Origin of the sequence: Arthrobacter sp. CJ23, assembly GCF_024741795.1 — a bacterium.
Taxonomy (GTDB): Bacteria; Actinomycetota; Actinomycetes; order Actinomycetales; family Micrococcaceae; genus Arthrobacter.
On sequence record NZ_CP102950.1, the window covers coordinates 2,163,237 to 2,181,894 of the forward strand.

10 protein-coding genes are annotated in these 18,658 nt (G+C 68.6%); 9 read left to right on the forward strand and 1 reads right to left on the reverse strand.

Going from position 1 to position 18,658, the window contains the following annotated elements; translation table 11 throughout:
• Nucleotides 1-53 precede the first annotated feature (53 nt).
• From NVV90_RS09555 to NVV90_RS09595, 9 genes are all read left to right on the forward strand, one after another.
• A complete protein-coding gene (locus tag NVV90_RS09555; protein WP_258440906.1) occupies nt 54-995 on the forward strand; it encodes an ABC transporter permease in 942 nt (313 codons plus the stop codon).
• Nucleotides 992-2,851 carry a dipeptide/oligopeptide/nickel ABC transporter permease/ATP-binding protein gene (locus tag NVV90_RS09560; protein WP_258440907.1) on the forward strand — a complete coding sequence of 620 codons (1,860 nt, stop codon included), beginning with the start codon at nt 992-994 and terminating at the stop codon, nt 2,849-2,851. The genes NVV90_RS09555 and NVV90_RS09560 overlap by 4 nt, the downstream gene beginning before the upstream one ends.
• Nucleotides 2,848-3,708 (forward strand): ATP-binding cassette domain-containing protein, encoded by an 861-nt coding sequence (locus NVV90_RS09565; protein WP_258440908.1) that lies wholly within the window; start codon nt 2,848-2,850, stop codon nt 3,706-3,708. Before NVV90_RS09560 ends, NVV90_RS09565 begins: the two co-directional genes overlap by 4 nt.
• A gap of 42 nt (nt 3,709-3,750) precedes the next feature.
• On the forward strand, nt 3,751-5,217 hold the full coding sequence (locus NVV90_RS09570) for a GH1 family beta-glucosidase (protein WP_258440909.1): 1,467 nt from the start codon (nt 3,751-3,753) through the stop codon (nt 5,215-5,217).
• A 41-nt stretch (nt 5,218-5,258) separates the two neighbouring features.
• The gene (locus tag NVV90_RS09575) at nt 5,259-7,772 is read left to right on the forward strand and encodes a beta-glucosidase (RefSeq protein WP_258441129.1); all 2,514 of its coding nucleotides are present in this window, start codon (nt 5,259-5,261) and stop codon (nt 7,770-7,772) included.
• Nucleotides 7,769-9,331, forward strand: a complete 1,563-nt coding sequence (locus tag NVV90_RS09580; RefSeq protein WP_258440910.1) for a glycoside hydrolase family 43 protein — start codon at nt 7,769-7,771, stop codon at nt 9,329-9,331. Before NVV90_RS09575 ends, NVV90_RS09580 begins: the two co-directional genes overlap by 4 nt.
• A gap of 53 nt (nt 9,332-9,384) precedes the next feature.
• Nucleotides 9,385-12,261: an alpha-L-rhamnosidase gene (locus tag NVV90_RS09585; RefSeq protein ID WP_258440911.1), complete on the forward strand. Its 2,877-nt coding sequence runs from the start codon at nt 9,385-9,387 to the stop codon at nt 12,259-12,261.
• 31 nt (nt 12,262-12,292) lie between these two features.
• Entirely contained in the window at nt 12,293-14,068 is a 1,776-nt protein-coding gene (locus tag NVV90_RS09590; RefSeq protein ID WP_258440912.1) for a DUF5605 domain-containing protein, read from the forward strand.
• An 86-nt stretch (nt 14,069-14,154) separates the two neighbouring features.
• Nucleotides 14,155-17,871 carry a PKD domain-containing protein gene (locus NVV90_RS09595; protein ID WP_258440913.1) on the forward strand — a complete coding sequence of 1,239 codons (3,717 nt, stop codon included), beginning with the start codon at nt 14,155-14,157 and terminating at the stop codon, nt 17,869-17,871.
• A gap of 83 nt (nt 17,872-17,954) precedes the next feature.
• On the opposite strand, the gene NVV90_RS09600 is transcribed toward NVV90_RS09595, so the two are convergent.
• Nucleotides 17,955-18,611: a peroxiredoxin gene (locus NVV90_RS09600; RefSeq protein WP_396125396.1), complete on the reverse strand. Its 657-nt coding sequence runs from the start codon at nt 18,609-18,611 to the stop codon at nt 17,955-17,957.
• Between the last annotated feature and the right edge of the window lie 47 nt (nt 18,612-18,658).

The window sequence follows — 18,658 nt, forward strand, 5'->3', positions numbered from 1 at the left end:
CAACACGGCGGCCCGGCCCCGCAGCCCCAGGAACCTTCCCTAAGGAACTTTCGATGTACCGTTTCGTGCTGCGGCGCCTGTTCTCCGGCGTCCTCCTGCTGTTCGTCATTACAACGGTCGCCTACCTGCTGCTGTATGCCGGCGGCGGCGACATCGCCCGCCGCATCGTCGGCCCCACTGCCAGCGATGCCCAGGTGGCACTGAAGGCCAGCCAGCTGGGCCTTGACCGTCCACTGCTGGTCCAATACTGGGACTGGCTCAGCAACGCCGTGACCGGTGACCTGGGCCGCTCCTGGTTCAACGGCCAGCTGGTCAGCACCGGCGTCACCGGCCGGGTTTCCGTGACCCTGTCCCTGGTCATCGGCGCCACCATCATCGCGGCCGTCATCTCGGTGGTCCTCGGAGTCCTGGCAGCTGTCCGCCGGGGCTGGGTTGACCGGGTGGCGCAGTTCGTCGGCGTGCTGGGCCACGCCATCCCGGGCTTCCTCATCGCGCTGGGGCTCGTCTCCCTGTTCGCCCTGAACCTGAAGTTGTTCAAGGCCACCGGCTACGTTCCGATCACGACGTCGTTCGGCGGCTGGGCGGCCACCGTCACCCTCCCGATCATTGCCCTGTCCATCGGGTGCATCGCGGCGATCGTCCAGCAGGTCCGCGGCTCGCTCATCGACGCACTCCGCCAGGACTACGTCCGCACGCTCCGCGCCCGCGGCCTGTCCTTCAACCGTGTGGTCTACAAGCACGTGCTGCGCAACGCCGGCGGCCCCGCCCTCGCCGTGCTGGCCGTGCAGTTCATCGGCCTGCTCGGCGGCGCCGTCATTGTGGAACAGATCTTCGCACTTCCCGGCCTGGGGCAGATCACCGTCACCGCCACCGGCCAGGGAGACATCCCGGTTGTGATGGGAGTCGTCGTCGCGACGGCCGCCATCGTGGTGACCGTCAACCTCATCATCGACCTCGCCCAGGGCTGGCTCAATCCGAAAGTTCGGCTGTCATGATCGACACTCCCATCGCACTGCCCACCACGGCAGCCAAGGTTTCCCTGTTCCGCAGGCTTCTCACCAACCCCACTGGCGCCGCATCCATGCTGGTCCTGCTGGTGGTGGCCCTCGCCGCCATCCTGGCGCCCCTCCTGGCTACCCACGACCCCAACACCGCGAGCCTGCAGGACGTGCTGGCCAAGGCGGGGTCCGAGCACCTGCTCGGTGCCGACAGCGCCGGCCGGGACGTGCTGAGCAGGCTGCTCTTCGCCGGCCAGTTCAGCCTCGCCGGGGCCCTCGTCGCCCTGGGCGTGGCGCTTGTCCTGGGCGTGACCGGCGGCCTGGTCGCCGGCTATTACGGTGGCTGGTTCGACTCCGCCTCGTCCTGGCTCACCGGCCTGCTGATGGCCCTCCCCGGCATGGTGGTGCTGCTGGCAGCCCGGGCAGTCCTGGGCCCGTCCATGTGGCTGTCCATGATGATCTTCGGCATCATGCTCTCGCCCGCCTACTTCCGGCTGGTCTACGCCTCGGTCACTGCCGTCCGCAACGAACTGTACGTGGACGCGGCCCGCGTCTCCGGGCTCAGCGATTTCCGGATCATCGGCCGCCACATACTCACCGTGGTCCGGGCACCCGTCATCATCCAGTCCGCCATGATCCTGGGCATCGCCATTGCCATCCAGGCAGGCCTGGAGTTCCTGGGCCTGGGCGATCTCAACATCCCCACCTGGGGCAGCATGCTCAACGACGGCTTCATCAACATCTTCAAGTCGCCCACGCTGGTCCTGTGGCCCGCCCTGATCATCGGGCTCGTCTGCATCGCACTGACGCTCCTGGCCAACGCCATGCGCGATGAACTGGAACGCAGCCGCGGGCCGGTCAAGCGCCGTAAGGCCGCCACCACCGATGCCGCCACCGCGGCCGCCGAGGCGGCAGCGAAGCGCGGCGAGGCCGCCGTCGTGCATCCCGAAGAGCCGAATGAGAACGCCGGTGAGCTGCTCCTGGAGGTCACGGAGCTGGGGGTGGGCTACGACCAGCCGGACGGTTCCACCACCCATGTTGTGAACCATGTTGGCTTGGCCGTCCGCCGCGGCGAAGTGCACGGCCTGGTGGGTGAATCCGGTTCGGGCAAGACCCAGACCGCGTTCTCCATCCTGAGGCTCCTCCCGCAGGGCGGGCGCATCACGGGCGGCTCCATCTTCTTCGAGGGTGAGGACCTGGCACGGCTCTCCGAGAAGCAGATGACCAAGGTCCGCGGGAAGCGCATCGCGTACATCCCGCAGGAACCCATGTCCAACCTGGACGGTGCCTTCACCATCGGCAGCCAGCTGATGGAGCCCATGCGCGTCTGCCTGGGGATCTCCAAGGCCGAAGCCCGCAAGCGTGCACTCGCGCTGCTGGCCAAGGTGGGCATCCCCAACCCGGAACGCACGTTCAATTCCTACCCCCACCAGGTCTCCGGCGGCATGGCCCAGCGCGTGCTGATCGCCGGCGCCGTGTCCTGCGAACCGGACCTGCTGATTGCCGACGAGCCCACCACGGCCCTGGACGTCACCGTGCAGGCCGAAGTCCTGAACCTGCTCCGCGAGCTGCAGGCCGAGCTGAACATGGGCGTCATCCTAGTAACGCACAACTTCGGCGTGGTGGCCGATCTGTGCGACCGCGTCTCTGTGATGCAGAGCGGCCGGGTAGTGGAAACCGGGCCCGTCCGGGCCATCTTCAACGACGCCCGCCACCCGTACACCCGGCAGTTGCTGGACGCGATCCTCGAAGACACCGCTCCGCGCGGACCGCTCAACACCGGCGGCCAGCCGGCTGCAGGTGGCCGGTCCACCGCTGCCGGACCCAAGACATTGAAAGGAGTGACGTCATGAGCGAGGCACTGCTCGACATCAAAGACGTCGTCGTCGAATACCCGCTCAAGGGATTCCGCCGAGCACCGTTCAAAGCCCTCAGGGGCGTCTCCCTGGACATCCGCCCGGGCGAGACCGTTGGCCTGGTGGGCGAATCCGGTTCCGGCAAGACCACCCTGGGCCGCGCCGTGCTGGGCCTGGCGCCGGTCACCGGCGGCAGTATCAAGTACCGCGGCCAGGAGATCTCCCAGGCCAGCCGCGCGCAGCGCAAGGAGCTCAGCCATGAGATCCAGGTGGTGTTCCAGGACCCCTACACCTCCCTGAACCCGTCCATGACCATCGAGCAGATCCTCACCGAGCCGCTCACGGTCCGGAAAGTGGACCGCCAGGCCGCCAACAAGCGCGTGGCCGAGCTGCTGGACCAGGTCCGGCTGCCGCACGGTGCCGCGCACCGGCTGCCGCGCGAGTTCTCGGGCGGCCAGCGCCAGCGCGTGGCCATCGCCCGCGCCCTGGCCCTGGATCCCAAGCTGATCGTCTGCGACGAACCCGTCTCCGCCCTGGACCTCTCCACCCAGGCCCGCGTCATGGAGCTCTTCATCGAGATCCAGGAACGCACCGGCGTGGCTTACCTCTTTGTTTCCCACGACCTGGCCGTGGTGCGGCACCTCAGCCACCGCGTGGCCGTGATGTACCACGGGGAGATCGTGGAATGGGGTGACGGCGAGCAGGTCACCGGCGCCCCCGAACACCCCTACACGCAGCGGCTCTTCATGGCCGCGCCCATCCCCGATCCCGACCGGCAGGCCAAGCACCGCGCGGACAGGCTCCGGCTCCTGGAACTCCAGCAGGAGCAGGACGTCCAAGCCGGCGTCGCCTGAGCACCATCCCACCACAGTCCACACCACATGAAAGGCGCGCCCATGACGGAGCCAGCAGCCCCCGCACGCCCCGAGCTATCCTCCGATGCAAGCTTCCCGCCCGGCTTCGCCTGGGGCGTGGCCACCGCCGCCTACCAGATCGAAGGCGGCGTCAACGAAGGCGGCCGGGGCCCCAGCATCTGGGACACGTTCTCGCACCGGCCCGGCACGACCATCAACGGCGACAACGGCGATATTGCCTGCGACCATTACCACCGCTGGGAAGCGGACCTGGATCTCATGGCGGACCTGGGGATTCCCTCCTACCGCCTCTCGCTGTCCTGGTCCCGCCTCCAGCCCACCGGCACCGGCCCGCTGAACCCCGACGGCGTCCGCTTCTACCGGGACCTCCTGGCAGGCTGCATGGCCCGCGGCATCACCCCCTATGTGACGCTGTACCACTGGGACCTGCCGCAGGCATTGCAGGACGACGGCGGCTGGCCGGCCCGGCAGACGGCCTACCGTTTCGGCGACTACGCCGGACTGGTGGCCGAGGCCCTGGGCGACCTCGCCGAACACTGGATCACCATCAACGAACCGATGTGCGCCGCGTTCCTGGGCCACTCGTGGGGCATGCAGGCCCCCGGTTTCAGGGACGACAGCCTGGCCGTCCCCGCCGCGCACCACCTGCTCCTGGCCCACGGCCTGGCACTGGCCGAATTCCGCACCCGCCGGCCCGGCACCAAGCTGGGCATCACCAACATCATCGGCAACCTGAACCCGGCCAGCGATTCGCCGGCGGACCGTGAGGCCACCGAATACTGGGATGCCATCAGCAACCGGATCTTCCTGGACCCCGTCTACCGCGGCCGCTACGCCGACTCCACGGTTGCGGCGTACGGTCAGTTCGGCCTGACCGCCACGGGCGAAGGCGCCGGCCCCGGGGACCTGGTCCAGCCGGGCGACCTGGAGATCATCTCCGCGCCGGGCGACTTCGCCGGCATCAACCACTACACCAACATGCTGGTCTCCGCAGGGCCCGGCGCCGACGGGACGCCCAACTGGACCCACGTCCAGCCGGCACCGTCCTCCTTCGGCTGGTCCAACACGCCCGGCGCCCTCAAGGCAGTCCTCAAGCGGGTGGCCGCCGAATACACGCAGCTGCCGCTGTACGTCACCGAGAACGGCGTGACCTTCCACGACTATGTGGACCCGAACGGCGAGGTCCGGGACCCCCGGCGCATCGACTACCTCCGCGGCTACATCTCCGCGGTGGGCGAGGCGATCACGGACGGCGTGGACGTACGCGGCTACTTTGCCTGGTCCTTCATGGACAACTTCGAATGGGCCGAAGGCTACGACAAGCGCTTCGGACTGGTCTATGTGGACTACCGCACGCAAACCCGCATCCCCAAGCAGAGCGCCTACTGGTACCGGGACACCATCGCCGCCCACAGCGCCGGTTCCCAGAGTACCGGCCTACACAGCGCCGCTAATGCAACCCCCGCCACCGCCGGTGCCACAGCATGAGCATCGATACCTCCGCCACCGGAACAGCTAGGAAAGCCACCATGGAAACCCTCACCCCAGACCACCGCGCCACGGAACTGCGCCTGGAATCCCTCCTCGCCGAACTCACCCTCGATGAAAAGGTCCAGCTGCTGACCGGCCGCGACTTCTGGACCACCTGGCCGCTGGAAAAGATCGGCCTGCGCCGCATGCTGTTCTCCGACGGGCCCACCGGGGTCCGGGGCGAGGTGTGGGACGAGCGCGAGCCGTCCATGAACTTCCCCTCCGCCGCGGCCATCAGCTCCTCCTGGGATCCGGCCATCGCGGACCGGCTGGGCGCCGCGTCCGCCGTCGAGGCCCGCCGCAAGGGCGTGGACGTTGTCCTTGGCCCCACCATCAACCTGCACCGCTCGCCGCTGGGCGGCCGCCACTTCGAGGCGTTCAGCGAGGATCCGGTCCTGACGGCGGAACTTGCCGCGGCCTATGTGTCCGGTGTGCAGCGCAACGGCGTGGGCGCCACCCCGAAGCACTACGTCGCCAACGATTCCGAAACGGACCGTTTCACGGTGGACGTGAAGGTGGACGAGCGGCCGCTGCGCGAGCTCTACCTGCTCGCGTTCGAGAAGGCCATTGTGGACTCCAAGGCCTGGCTGGTCATGAGCGCCTACAACTCCATCAACGGCGCCACCGCCACCGAACACGAGCTGCTGGAAACCCCGCTGAACAGCGAATGGGGCTTCGACGGCGTGGTCATCAGCGACTGGACCGCCGTGCGCAGCATCAACAGCGCCAACGCCTCCCAGGACCTGGCCATGCCGGGCCCGGACGGTCCCTGGGGCGACGCGCTCGTGGCCGCCGTCAGGGCCGGGGACGTGGCGGAGTCCGCCATCGACCGCAAGGTCCTGCGAATCCTGCAGCTCGCCGCCCGCGTGGGCGCGTTGGAGGGCTTCGACGCCGTGCAGGCGGAACCGGTGGAGCTGGAAGACCCCATCGCGTTCGCCCGCGAAGCGTCCGCCGCCGGCACCGTGATGGTGAAGAACGACGGCGTGCTGCCGCTGGCTGCGTCCACAATGGATGCGTCCGCTGCGTCACGCATCGCCGTGATCGGGCACAACGCCCGCTACGCCCGGACCCAGGGCGGCGGCTCCGCCACCGTGGTTCCGGAAAAGATCGTCACCCCGCTGGAGGGCATCCGTGCCGCCTTCGGTGCGGACAAGGTCAGCTACAGCGTGGGCGCCGTGGTCCAGGAAGGCATCGCCGAGCTGCCCCTGGAGCAACTCACCAACCCCGCCACCGGCGGCCCGGGCCTGCGCGTGCGCTTCCTGGACGCCGGCGGCCAGGAGCTCTTCGCCGAAGACCGCCGCTCCACCGCCCTGGTCTGGTTCGGCGGGGACGCCCCCATCGCGGCGTCCTCCATGGTCCAGTTCCACACCAACTACACCCCGGACGAAACCGGACCGGTCCGCCTGGGCTTCTCCACAGTGGGCCGGGGCCGGATCTTCGTGGACGGCGTCCTGGCCCGCGAGGCCACCATTGAGGCGACCGGCACGGACCTGGGCGCGGCCTTCCTTGCCCCGCCGTCCGCTTCCGTGGCCGTGCAGGCCACCGCCGGGGTACCGCTGGACGTCCGGATCGAACTGGACACCAATGACCGCACCGGCGCCCTGTCCAACGCCCTGGCCATCACCATCGGCGTCGAAGCGGACAACGCAGATCCTGACGCGCTCATCAACGACGCCGTGGAGGCCGCCCGCGCGGCTGACGTCGCCGTCGTCGTGGTGGGTACCAACTCCCGCGTCGAATCCGAAGGCTACGACCGGACCTCCCTGGACCTGCCGGGCCTGCAGGACCGGCTGGTCCACGCAGTGGCTGCCGCCAACCCGCGCACCGTGGTGATCGTGAACTCCGGCTCGCCGGTGCTGCTGCCCTGGCGGGACGAAGTGGCCGCCATCCTGATCGGCTACTTCGGCGGCCAGGAATTCGGCCACGCCCTCACGGACATCCTCACCGGCACCAGCGAACCCGGCGGCCGGCTCCCCACCACCTGGCCCGCCATCCAGGAAGACGTTCCCGTCATCAACGTGACCCCCGCGGCCGACGGTACCCTCAGCTATGACGAAGGCATCCACATCGGCTACCGGGCCTGGCTCAGGGCAGGCGCCCGGCCGGCCTACGAATTCGGCTTCGGGCTCGGCTACACGGACTGGAGCCTCGATTCCCTGCAGGCTCCCGCCACCGCCACACCCGGCGCAATCGTTCCGCTCACCGTCACCCTGTCCAACACCGGCAGCCGGCCCGGAAAGAACGTGGTGCAGGTCTACGCCGAGAAGAACGGCTCCGCCGTGGACCGCCCGGTCCGCTGGCTCGTGGCCTCCGCCCCCGTCTGGGGTGAAGCCGGCGAAAGCGTCACCGCCGTCCTGGACGTCCCCACCCGGCTTCTGGCCTACTGGGACAACGGCTGGAGCTACGAACCCGGCGACTACACCCTCCGCATCGGCACCTCCGTGAGCGAACTGCCGCTGGAAACCACCCTCGCCCTGACCGCGTCCGCAACAACCCTGGAAGGTGCCGCATGACCCCGCTTGACCCCGCAAAGCTGCCCGCGGGAGCACTGCCCAACCCGCTGATCCCCGGCTTCAACCCGGACCCCAGCATCGTCAAGGTGGGCGGCGACTACTACCTGGCCACCTCCACCTTCGAATACCTGCCCGGCATCCCGGTCTACCACAGCACAGACCTGCTCAGCTGGACGCGGATCGGCCACGTGGTGGACCGGGAAGGCCAGCTGGACTCCCGCGACGTGCCCACCCTGGGCGGTGCTTGGGCGCCCACCATCCGCTTCCACGACGGCCTGTTCTACGTGGCCGTCACCGACGCCATGGCACGCGGCACCCTGGTGTTCACGGCCACGGACCCTGCCGGCCCCTGGAGCGACGGACTCGCCATCGAGGGCGCCATCGGCATCGACCAGGACCTCGCCTGGGACGAGGACGGAACCGCCTACATGAGCTACTCCGGGCTGGACACGGTCAGCGGGACCATCGACGGGCACGGCGGCATCCTCCAAGTCCGCGTCGATCTGGAAACGGGCAAGGCGCTGGAGGAACCCCGGAGCGTCTGGTCCGGCACCGGCCTGATGTTCCCCGAGGCGCCGCACCTCTACAAGCGCGGCGACTACTGGTACCTCATGATCGCCGAGGGCGGCACCGAGCGCGGCCACAGCGTCAGCATCGCCCGCGGAACCTCCCCGGCCGGGCCGTTCGAGGGCAACCCGGCCAACCCCATCCTGAGCGCCCGGAGCACCGACCGTCCCATCCAGAACACCGGCCACGGCGACCTGGTGGAAACCCCCGACGGGGGCTGGGCCATGGTGCTCCTGGGCATGCGGCCCAAGGGAATGACCCGCGCCTTCTCCGCGCTGGGCCGGGAAACGTTCATCACCCCCGTCACCTGGGAGGACGGCTGGCCCGTCGCGGAGCCCGTCATCCTGAACCCCCGCGAGGGCGGGTTCTCGTACGAGGATGACTTTGCCGACGCGGAGCTCGACGGCGGCTGGATCGCCGTGCGGCGCTTCCCCGGCGCGTTCGCCTCCACCGAAAAAGACCCCGGCCGCCTCACGCTCAGCAGCGACGGCGCCGGCCTGGACGATGCCCGGCCCGCGTTCCTGGGCCGCCGCCAGCAGTCCCAGGTGGAGACGATCTCCGCGCTGGTGGACGCGGGCGTTCGTGAATCCGCGGGGTCGTCCGAGTCAGGGAACGGCGCAGGCGGCCTGGCCGTCCGCTACGACGAGGCCCACCACTACTCCATCGAAACCGACGGCACCACCATCACCGCGCGGGCCCGGATCTCCTCGATCGAGCAGAGCTGGACCCACGCTGCGCCCGCCGGGCCGCTGGAACTCCGGATCGAGACCCGCGAGCCTGAACGCGGCGCGGGCCTGAACCACCTGAGCCCGGACACCATCGCGCTGCAGGCGGTCATCGACGGCGAAACGGTGACCCTCGCCGAACTCGACGGCCGGTACCTCTCGGCCGAAACCGCCGCGTCCTTCACCGGCCGGGTGTCGGGCGTCTACGCCAGCCGCGGCGCCGTGGCCTTCGACTGGTTCCGCAGCACAGGCCGCGAACCCAGTTAGGCCAGGCACCGCAGCAGCCTCGATACCTTGCTCCTCCTTCCGAAAGGCCTTCCGTGACATCCACGTCCCTGACGCCGCAGTCAGCCATCCGCCAGCAGGCAGCCGTCAGCCGGTTCACGGCCGAGTACCGGCAGGACACCCCGGTCGTGGCTGTGCCCCGGCCCCGGCTCAGCTGGGTCACCGCCACGGACAGCCGCGACTGGCAGCAGACGCGGGCGGAGCTCCGGATCACCCGTGCCGGCGCCGTGGAGTCCACGGTCTGCGAGGGCCCGGAGTCCGTGCTGGTGGAGTGGCCCTTCGGGGCCATCTCCGCGGGCGAGCAGGTGGACGTGGAAGTCCGGGTCACCGGGAACGACGGCGGCACGACCGAGTGGAGCGGGCCGTTGACCCTGGTGGGCGGCTGGCTGGGTGGTCCCTGGCAGGCGCAGGCCATCGGCCTGCCGGCACCCGCCGGGGATGTGCCGCTGGGACAGCCCGGCCAGCTCCGGCATGAATTCACGGTGGGGGAGGGGCTGGCCAAGGCCACGCTGTTCGCCACCGCCCACGGCGTCTACCAGGCCGAGATCAATGGGACGGAGGTGGATGACCAAGTCCTCAAACCGGGCTGGACGGCCTACGCGGACCGCCTCAGCCACGAAACCACGGATGTCACGGCACTCCTGACGCCGGGCGCCAATGCCATCGGCATCTGGCTGGCCGGCGGCTGGTTCACCGAAAAGTACGGCTTCCATGGCTTCGCCAAACCCTTCTATGGGGAGCAGCCTGCCGTGAAGGTGGAGCTGCTGCTCGAATACCTTGATGGGTGGCGGGAAACCGTGGCCAGCGGCCAGGGCTGGCGCGCCACCACCGGCGGGCCGCTCGTCTCCAGCGGCATCTATGCGGGCGAAGCCCACGACGCCCGCCGGGCCGAGGCCGGCTGGTCCGCAGCCGGCTTCGACGACGCCCACTGGCTCCCCGCGCCGCTCACCGAGGGCGACTGGGCGGAGGCCACCCCGGCCATCGCCCCGCCCGTGCGCCGCATCGAGGAGCTGTCCGTGGTGGAGGTGCTGACCACGCCCTCCGGCGCCACCGTGCTGGACTTCGGCCAGAACCTGGTGGGCCGGCTGCGGATCAGGGTCAGCGGCGAAGCAGGCCGTACCATCACGCTCCGGCATGCCGAGGTGCTCGAAGACGGCGAGCTGTCCCTCCGCCCCCTGCGCCAGGCGGCCGCCACCGACAGCTACACCCTCGCCGGCAACGGTCAAGAGGAATGGGAACCACGCTTCACCTTCCACGGCTTCCGCTATGCCCAGGTGGACAACTGGCCCGGCGGGCTGGACCCGGCGGCGATCACCGCCGTCGTGATCCATAACGACATGCGCCGCACCGGCTGGTTCGAGTGCTCCGAGCCGCTGCTCAACCGCCTCCACGAAAACGCCCTCTGGGGCATGCGCGGCAACTTCCTGGCACTCCCCACCGACTGCCCGCAGCGCGACGAACGGCTGGGATGGACCGGCGACATCCAGGTCTTCAGCCCCACCGCCAGCTACCTGTACGACTCGCTGGGCTTCCTCGGCTCCTGGCTGCAGGACCTCGCCCTCGAACAGGGCCACCGCAACGGCGTGGTCCCCATCATCGTCCCGTCCGTGCTGGGCATGCTCGAATCACCGGTGGCTGCCTGGGGCGACGCCGCCACGGTGGTCCCCTGGGTGCTGTTCGAACGCTTCGGGGACACCGGACTGCTCCGCCGGCAATACGCCAGCATGCGGGACTGGGCCGACGCCCTGCTGAAGGTCCGGGACGGTTCCGGGCTGTGGCAGGGCCAGATGCAGCTGGGCGACTGGCTGGACCCCGCCGCACCGCCGGACAAGCCCGGCGCCGCCCGCACCCATGGCGACATCGTGGCCAGCGCCTACCTGTTCCGCTCCCTGGACCTCGTCGCCCGGGCGGCCGCCGTCCTGGACAACGACGACGACCACGGCACCTACGCTGCGCTCGCCGAGGAGACCCGGCAGGCGTTCCTGGCCGAGTACGTCACGCCCGCCGGCCGCATGGTGTCGGACGCCCAGACCGCCTACTCGCTGGCCCTCATGTTCGGCATCAGCACCGGTCCGGTTCAGCGCCAGGCCCTGGGCGACCGGCTCGCCGAGCTCGCCCGGCTGGGTGGCTACCGGATCGCCACCGGATTCGTGGGCACACCGCTGATCGCCGACGCCCTGACCGCCACCGGGCACCTGGAGGCCGCCGAACGGCTGCTCACCCAGACCGAGTGCCCGTCCTGGCTGTACCCTGTCACGCAGGGCGCCACCACCATCTGGGAACGCTGGGACTCCATCCTGGAGGACGGCAGTGTCAACCCCGGCGAAATGACCTCCTTCAACCACTACGCGCTGGGCGCCATCGCCGACTGGATGCACCGCACCGTGGCTGGCCTGGCCCCGGCCGCGCCAGGCTACCGGAAACTCCGCATCGCACCACGCCCGCTGCGCAGCCTGCAGCACGCTTCGACCTCGCACGAAACCCCCTACGGGCTGGCCCGGGTGGCGTGGAAGCACGACGGGGACCGGATCCTGGTGGACGCCACCGTTCCGCCGGGCACCACGGCCGAGGTCTCACTCCCTGACGGTTCCGCAGAATTTGTGGTGGGCTCGGGCCGGCACCGCTGGGACGTTCCCGCCGCGGCGGCGGCTCCGGAACCTGGCGCGGTCTCGCTGCACTCCCCGCTGGCGGACATCATGGACGACCCCGCAGCCTATGCCGCGGCGTGGCAGGCCATGGAAGCCCACGATCCCGCCGGGGCGACAGCGTTCCGCAAGGACACCGTCTGGTACCGGCAGACCACCCTGGACCAGAGCCTGATCTTCACCCAGCCCGCAGTCAAAGCGGACATCGCCGCCGCACTGGCCGCCCTCTCCACCAAACGCTCCGCACGTACCACCGAAAACTCCTGACCTCCCAAGCCCCGAAATCAAGAAGGCACCAATGACAACTTTCACCGCTGAGAGCCCCCTGTACTTCGTCATGCGGCACGCCGAAGGCCACCGCATCCTGAATGAACGCGTCCCCACGCTGACGAACAACCCGCTGCTGCACACCCTGTACTTCCATGAGGTGGGCATGATCCTGGGGACGGAAGAGGCCTTGAAGGGGAAGCCCGCCGACGTCGCGGAGATCCTCCGCCTGATCGGCGAGCTGGAACCCGAGGACACCGCCGCCCAGCGCGAGGCGGCAGCCGCCGTCGACGTCCCCGCCCCGGATGCCGGCTACGAGCCGGAAACCGTGGAACGCGCCAGCGCCGCCGTGACGCTGCCCACGACGGCGGCCGCGCAGGCACGCTTCGAAGTGGCCCTCGCCGGGCCCTCGCACGGGAACCCGTTCACCGACGTCGAACTCCGTGTGGAGTTCACCGCCCCGTCCGGCACGGTGCTCAGCGTCCCCGGCTTCTACGACGGCGACGGCAATTACAAGGCCAGGCTCCTGCTCCCGGAAACGGGGGACTGGACCTTTGCCACCTTCAGCAACGCCCGCTCGCTGGACGGCATCACCGGTTCGTTCGCTGCAGGGGAGGCCGCGGCCGGCGTGCGGGGCGTGGTGCGGGTGGCCAACACCTTCCACTTCGCGTACCAGGACGGCACGCCCTACCTGCCGATCGGCACCACCGCCTACGCCTGGACCCACCAGGGCGATGCCCTGGAGAAGCAGACACTGGACACGCTCGCCGCAGGACCGTTCAACAAGATGCGCATGTGCGTCTTCCCGAAGTCCTACCTGTTCAACGAGAACGAGCCTGAGTTCTACCCCTTCGAGGGATCGCTGTCTGCCGGCTTCGACTACGAGCGGCCCAACCCGGCGTTCTACCGCCACCTCGAACAGCGCATCAGCCAGCTGGACGAACTCGGCATCGAAGCTGACCTCATCCTGTTCCACGCCTACGACCGCTGGGGTTTCTCCGCCATGACCCCGGGCCAGGATGACCGCTACCTGAAGTATGTGGTGGCCCGGCTGGCGTCGCACCGGAACATCTGGTGGTCCCTGGCCAATGAATACGACCTGCTGTTCCGCAAAACCACCGAGGACTGGGAGCGCTTCGCCGGCATTGTGCAGGCCAACGACCCCAGCGGGCACCTGCTGTCCATCCACAACTGCCATGCCTTCTACGACTACAGCCGTCCGTGGATCACGCACAGCAGCATCCAGCGCCAGGACGTGCACAAGACCGCCGAGTTCACGGGGGAGTGGCGGGACCGCTGGCAGAAGCCGGTGGTCATCGACGAGTGCGCCTACGAGGGCAACATCGACCAGGGTTGGGGCAACATCACCGGCGAGGAGATGACCCGGCGGTTCTGGGAAGGCGCAGTCCGCGGCGGCTATGTGGGTCACGGCGAAACGTACATGCACGCCCAGGACATCCTGTGGTGGGCCAAGGGCGGGGAGTTCCACGGCAGCAGCCCGGAGCGCATCGCGTTCCTGCGCCGCATCGTGGCAGAGACTCCCGGAGGGTTCCTGGAGCCGTTGCCCAGCGCCTGGGACGTCCCCACCGCCGGCATCCGGTACGAGTACGAACTCAGCTACTTCGGCTTCAACCAGCCCACGTACCGGAACTTCGTGATGCCCGCAGGGCGGAAGTACGTGGTGGACATCATCGACACCTGGAACATGACCATTGATACCCTGCCGGGCACGGTGGAGGGACGGTTCCGGGTGGAGCTGCCCGGGCGGCAGTTCGTCGCCGTCAGGATCCGCGCGGCTTCGATCTAGGAATTGCTTGCGCATCGCCCGGCGTCGTCCTAAGCTCAAACAAACATTGGATTCGGCCGAAACGCCCCAATGAAACGGCGATGGAGATGAGCAGCACTCTCCGCTGGCTTAGCAGGGTGCTCGTAGTGGGCGCCTTGGTTTCCAGCGTGCTGGTTGGGACTACCACCGCTGCATCCGCTACCAATAACTACGGCTATCCAAGTGTCGGCTATTCCGGTGTCAGTAATCCGCCGACGTCGGACAAGCCCCAGAGCAAGCTGTGGTGGAACGACGGCTCGTGGTGGGCGGACATGTGGACAACAGGCAGTGGATGGCACATCTACCGGCTGGACCGCAGCACGAAGACCTGGGTGGACACCGGGCTGCTGAATGACAGCCGCGGCACCACCTTGGCGGACACACTCTGGGACGGCACCCATCTGTACATCGCCTCCCACGTCGTCACGGTGTCCAGCGATACGGCGCCCGCGGCGTCGAAGTCCGGCAGGCCGGCCAAGCTGTACCGATACAGCTACTCCGGGGGCACGTATACGCTGGACGGCGGTTTCCCCACCATCATCACGGACAACAGCAGTGAAACGATGACCATCGACCAGGACTCCACGGGCGCCATCTGGGCCACTTGGACGCAGGTCGCACGCAACTCGTCCGGCGGGTTTACCAACACTGTCTACGTCAACTACTCCGCGCCGGGCGGCAGCAGCTGGGCGACCCCGTTCGTCATTCCGGCAACCGATCCGCACCCCGCGCCGGATGACATCTCGGCCGTCGTAGCCTTCGGACCGAACAAGATCGGAGTGATGTGGAGCGACCAACTCAGCGGGACCGTGTACTGGGCGACCCGCACCGATGGCACCAACCCTACGGCGTCCTCATCGTGGCATGATCAGCCGGCGATCAAGGGCAATAAGCAGGCCGATGATCACCTGAACCTCAAAGCCCTGATGGCCGACAACTCCGGCCGGGTGTTCGCTGCGGTGAAGACCAGCCTTAATGAAACCTCCTCCGACCCGACGCTGCCGCAGTTGCTGCTGCTGGTGTTCAAACCCGGCACGGGGTCCTTCTCGCAGTCGACTATTTCCACGGCCGGCGATTGTGTCACGCGCCCGCAGATTGTGCTGGACACCCAGAACAACCTCGTGCACGCATTCCAAACCGCACCGTCAACGTCGGTCAGCGGCTGCGCCTACTCCGGCGTGGCAGGCAGCATCTATGAAAAGACCGCATCCATGGACAACCCCGTCTTTGGATCCGGACGTGGCACCCCTGTGATCCAGGACGCTGCCTCCGCAAACATGAACAATGTAACCACCACCAAGCAGAGCGTCAACGGCTCCACCGGCCTTGTCGTAATGGCCAGCGACAACGTAGCCAAGCGCTATTGGTTCGCTGACAAGAGCCTGGGTGCTGCTCCGCAGGCGCCTGTGGCGGCGTTCACGGCCACGCCGACGTCGGGCACGGCGCCGCTGCCGGTGGGCTTCACGGACACGTCGACGGGCGCACCGACGTCCTGGTCGTGGAGTTTCGGCGACGGGGGCACGTCCACGGTCCAGAACCCGTCCCACACCTACACCGCGGCCGGCAGCTACACCGCCCAACTGACCGCGAGCAACGGGGCGGGCTCGACGACGGCGGCGGTGACGATCACCGTCAGCCCGGCTCCGCCGGCGCCTGTGGCGGGGTTCACGGCCACGCCGACGTCGGGCACGGCGCCGCTGGCGGTGGGCTTCACCGACACGTCGACGGGTGCGCCGACGTCCTGGTCCTGGAGTTTCGGTGACGGGGACACGTCCACGGTTCAGAATCCGTCCCACACCTATGCCGCGGCCGGCAGCTACACGGCGGAACTGACCGCGAGCAACGGGGCGGGCTCGACGACGGCGACGGCGACGATCACCGTGAGCCCGGCCCCGCCGGCGCCTGAGGCGGGGTTCACGGCCACGCCGACGTCGGGCACGGCGCCGCTGCCGGTGGGCTTCACGGACACGTCGACGGGCGCACCGACGTCCTGGTCGTGGAGTTTCGGCGACGGGGGCACGTCCACGGTCCAGAACCCGTCCCACACCTACACCGCGGCCGGCAGCTACACCGCCCAACTGACCGCGAGCAACGGGGCGGGCTCGACGACGGCGACGGCGACGATCACCGTCAGCCCGGCCCCGCCGGCGCCTGTGGCGGGGTTCACGGCCACGCCGACGTCGGGCACGGCGCCGCTGGCGGTGGGCTTCACCGACACGTCGACGGGTGCGCCGACGTCCTGGTCCTGGAGTTTCGGTGACGGGGACACGTCCACGGTTCAGAATCCGTCCCACACCTATGCCGCGGCCGGCAGCTACACGGCGGAACTGACCGCGAGCAACGGGGCGGGCTCGACGACGGCGACGGCGACGATCACCGTGAGCCCGGCCCCGCCGGCGCCTGAGGCGGGGTTCACGGCCACGCCGACGTCGGGCGCGGCGCCGCTGGCGGTGGGCTTCACCGACACCTCGACCGGTGCGCCGACGTCCTGGTCCTGGAGTTTCGGTGACGGGGACACGTCCACGGTTCAGAATCCGTCCCACACCTATGCCGCGGCCGGCAGCTACACCGCCCAACTGACCGCGAGCAACGGGGCGGGCTCGACGACGGCGACGGCGACGATCACCGTCAACCCGGCTCCGCAGGCGCCTGTGGCGGCGTTCACGGCCACGCCGACGTCGGGCACGGCGCCGCTGCCGGTGGGCTTCACGGACACGTCGACGGGCGCACCGACGTCCTGGTCGTGGAGTTTCGGCGACGGGGGCACGTCCACGGTCCAGAACCCGTCCCATACCTATGCCGCGGCCGGCAGCTACACCGCCCAACTGACCGCGAGCAACGGGGCCGGCTCGACCACTGCGGCGGTGACGATCACCGTCAGCCCGGCTCCGCAGGCGCCTGTGGCGGGGTTCACGGCCACGCCGACGTCGGGCACGGCGCCGCTGGCGGTGGGCTTCACGGACACGTCGACGGGCGCACCGACGTCCTGGTCGTGGAGTTTCGGCGACGGGGGCACGTCCACGGTCCAGAACCCGTCCCACACCTACACCGCGGCCGGCAGCTACACTGCCCAACTGACCGCGAGCAACGGGGCCGGCTCGACCACTGCGGCGGTGACGATCACCGTCAACCCGGCTCCGCAGGCATCCGGGGTGACCGCCGTCGGTTCAACCACCACCTATTCGGCGACGGCCACCACCATGGTCTCACTGACCGCGCCGTCCGGTACCTCCGCCCAAGATGTGCTTGTCGCATCGATCACCGCGGATCTGAACCCCTCAATGGCCTCCGTCCCCACCGGCTGGTTCCCCATCGTGAATGCATTGCCGATCAACAGCTCGTCAAACTCCGGGGCACGAGTGTTCGTCTTCTACCACGTCGTGGGCTCGTCCGACCCGGCGAGTTACATCTGGACCTTGAGCCCAGCCGTGAAGTGGGGCGCCGGAGTCACTGCCTACCGGGGCGTCAACAACACAACGCCGCTGGACAGCCCTGTCGCCACGGCCGTCAACACGAGCTACACGGCCACCAGCATCACCGCGCCCAGCATCACCACAACCAGCAACGGCGCGATGCTGATTGGCGGCATCGGCTTTGACGCGTCAACGCCCGCCGCTTCCCCGCCCAGTGGGTGGACCGAGCGATGGGAGGCAGCCGGCGGCCAAATCGCCGAGCTGGCCGACAAGACGCAACCGTTCGCCGGTGCCACCGGCACCGCCACCTGGACCTTCAGCACAGCCAAAGCCGTCGCAGTCTGGCGGACCGCCCTCAAACCGGCCAGCTAGTGTCCTGCGCCTGAAATTCGCAGTCATCAAGCGAACGACGGCGGGAGGTTCCCGCCGTCGAGACGGTTGTGACTCACGCGCGATCACACCGGCTGCGGGACGATACGAATGTACGGCATGGGCTCCTTCCAATCGCCAAAGATCTCGCGGGCCTCGCCGTTTGCGACGGAGCCGGCGATGATGACGTCCTCGCCTTGCTTCCAGTTGACCGGCGTCGCCACCCGGTGCTTCGCGGTGAGCTGAAGCGAGTCGATGACGCGAAGCACCTCGTCGAAGTTGCGTCCTGTCGTCATGGGGTAGACGAGGATCAGCTTGACCTTCTTGTCCGGCCCGATGACGAACACGTTGCGGACGGTCTGGTTGTCCGCGGGCGTGCGGCTCTTGGCGTCCCCGGACGTGACCGCCGGGAGCATGCCGTAAAGCTTCGCCACGGTGTAGTCGTCGTCACCGATCACGGGGTAATTGGGGCGGGCCCCCTGTGTCGCTTCGATATCGGCGGCCCACCGCTCGTGATCGGCTGTCGAGTCCACGGACAAGCCGATGATCTTGACTCTGCGTCGGTCGAACTCGGGCTTGATCTTGGCCATGTAACCGAGCTCGGTGGTGCAGACGGGGGTGAAGTCTTTCGGGTGCGAGAACAACACTCCCCATGAGTCTCCGAGCCAGTCATGGAAGCGGATGTCGCCGGTGGTCGTCTTGGCGGAGAAATCGGGTGCGATCTCCCCGAGTTGCAGTCCCATCATGTCCTCCTGGGGCGTTGTGATGTGAAGACGGAGCCAATTGGCTC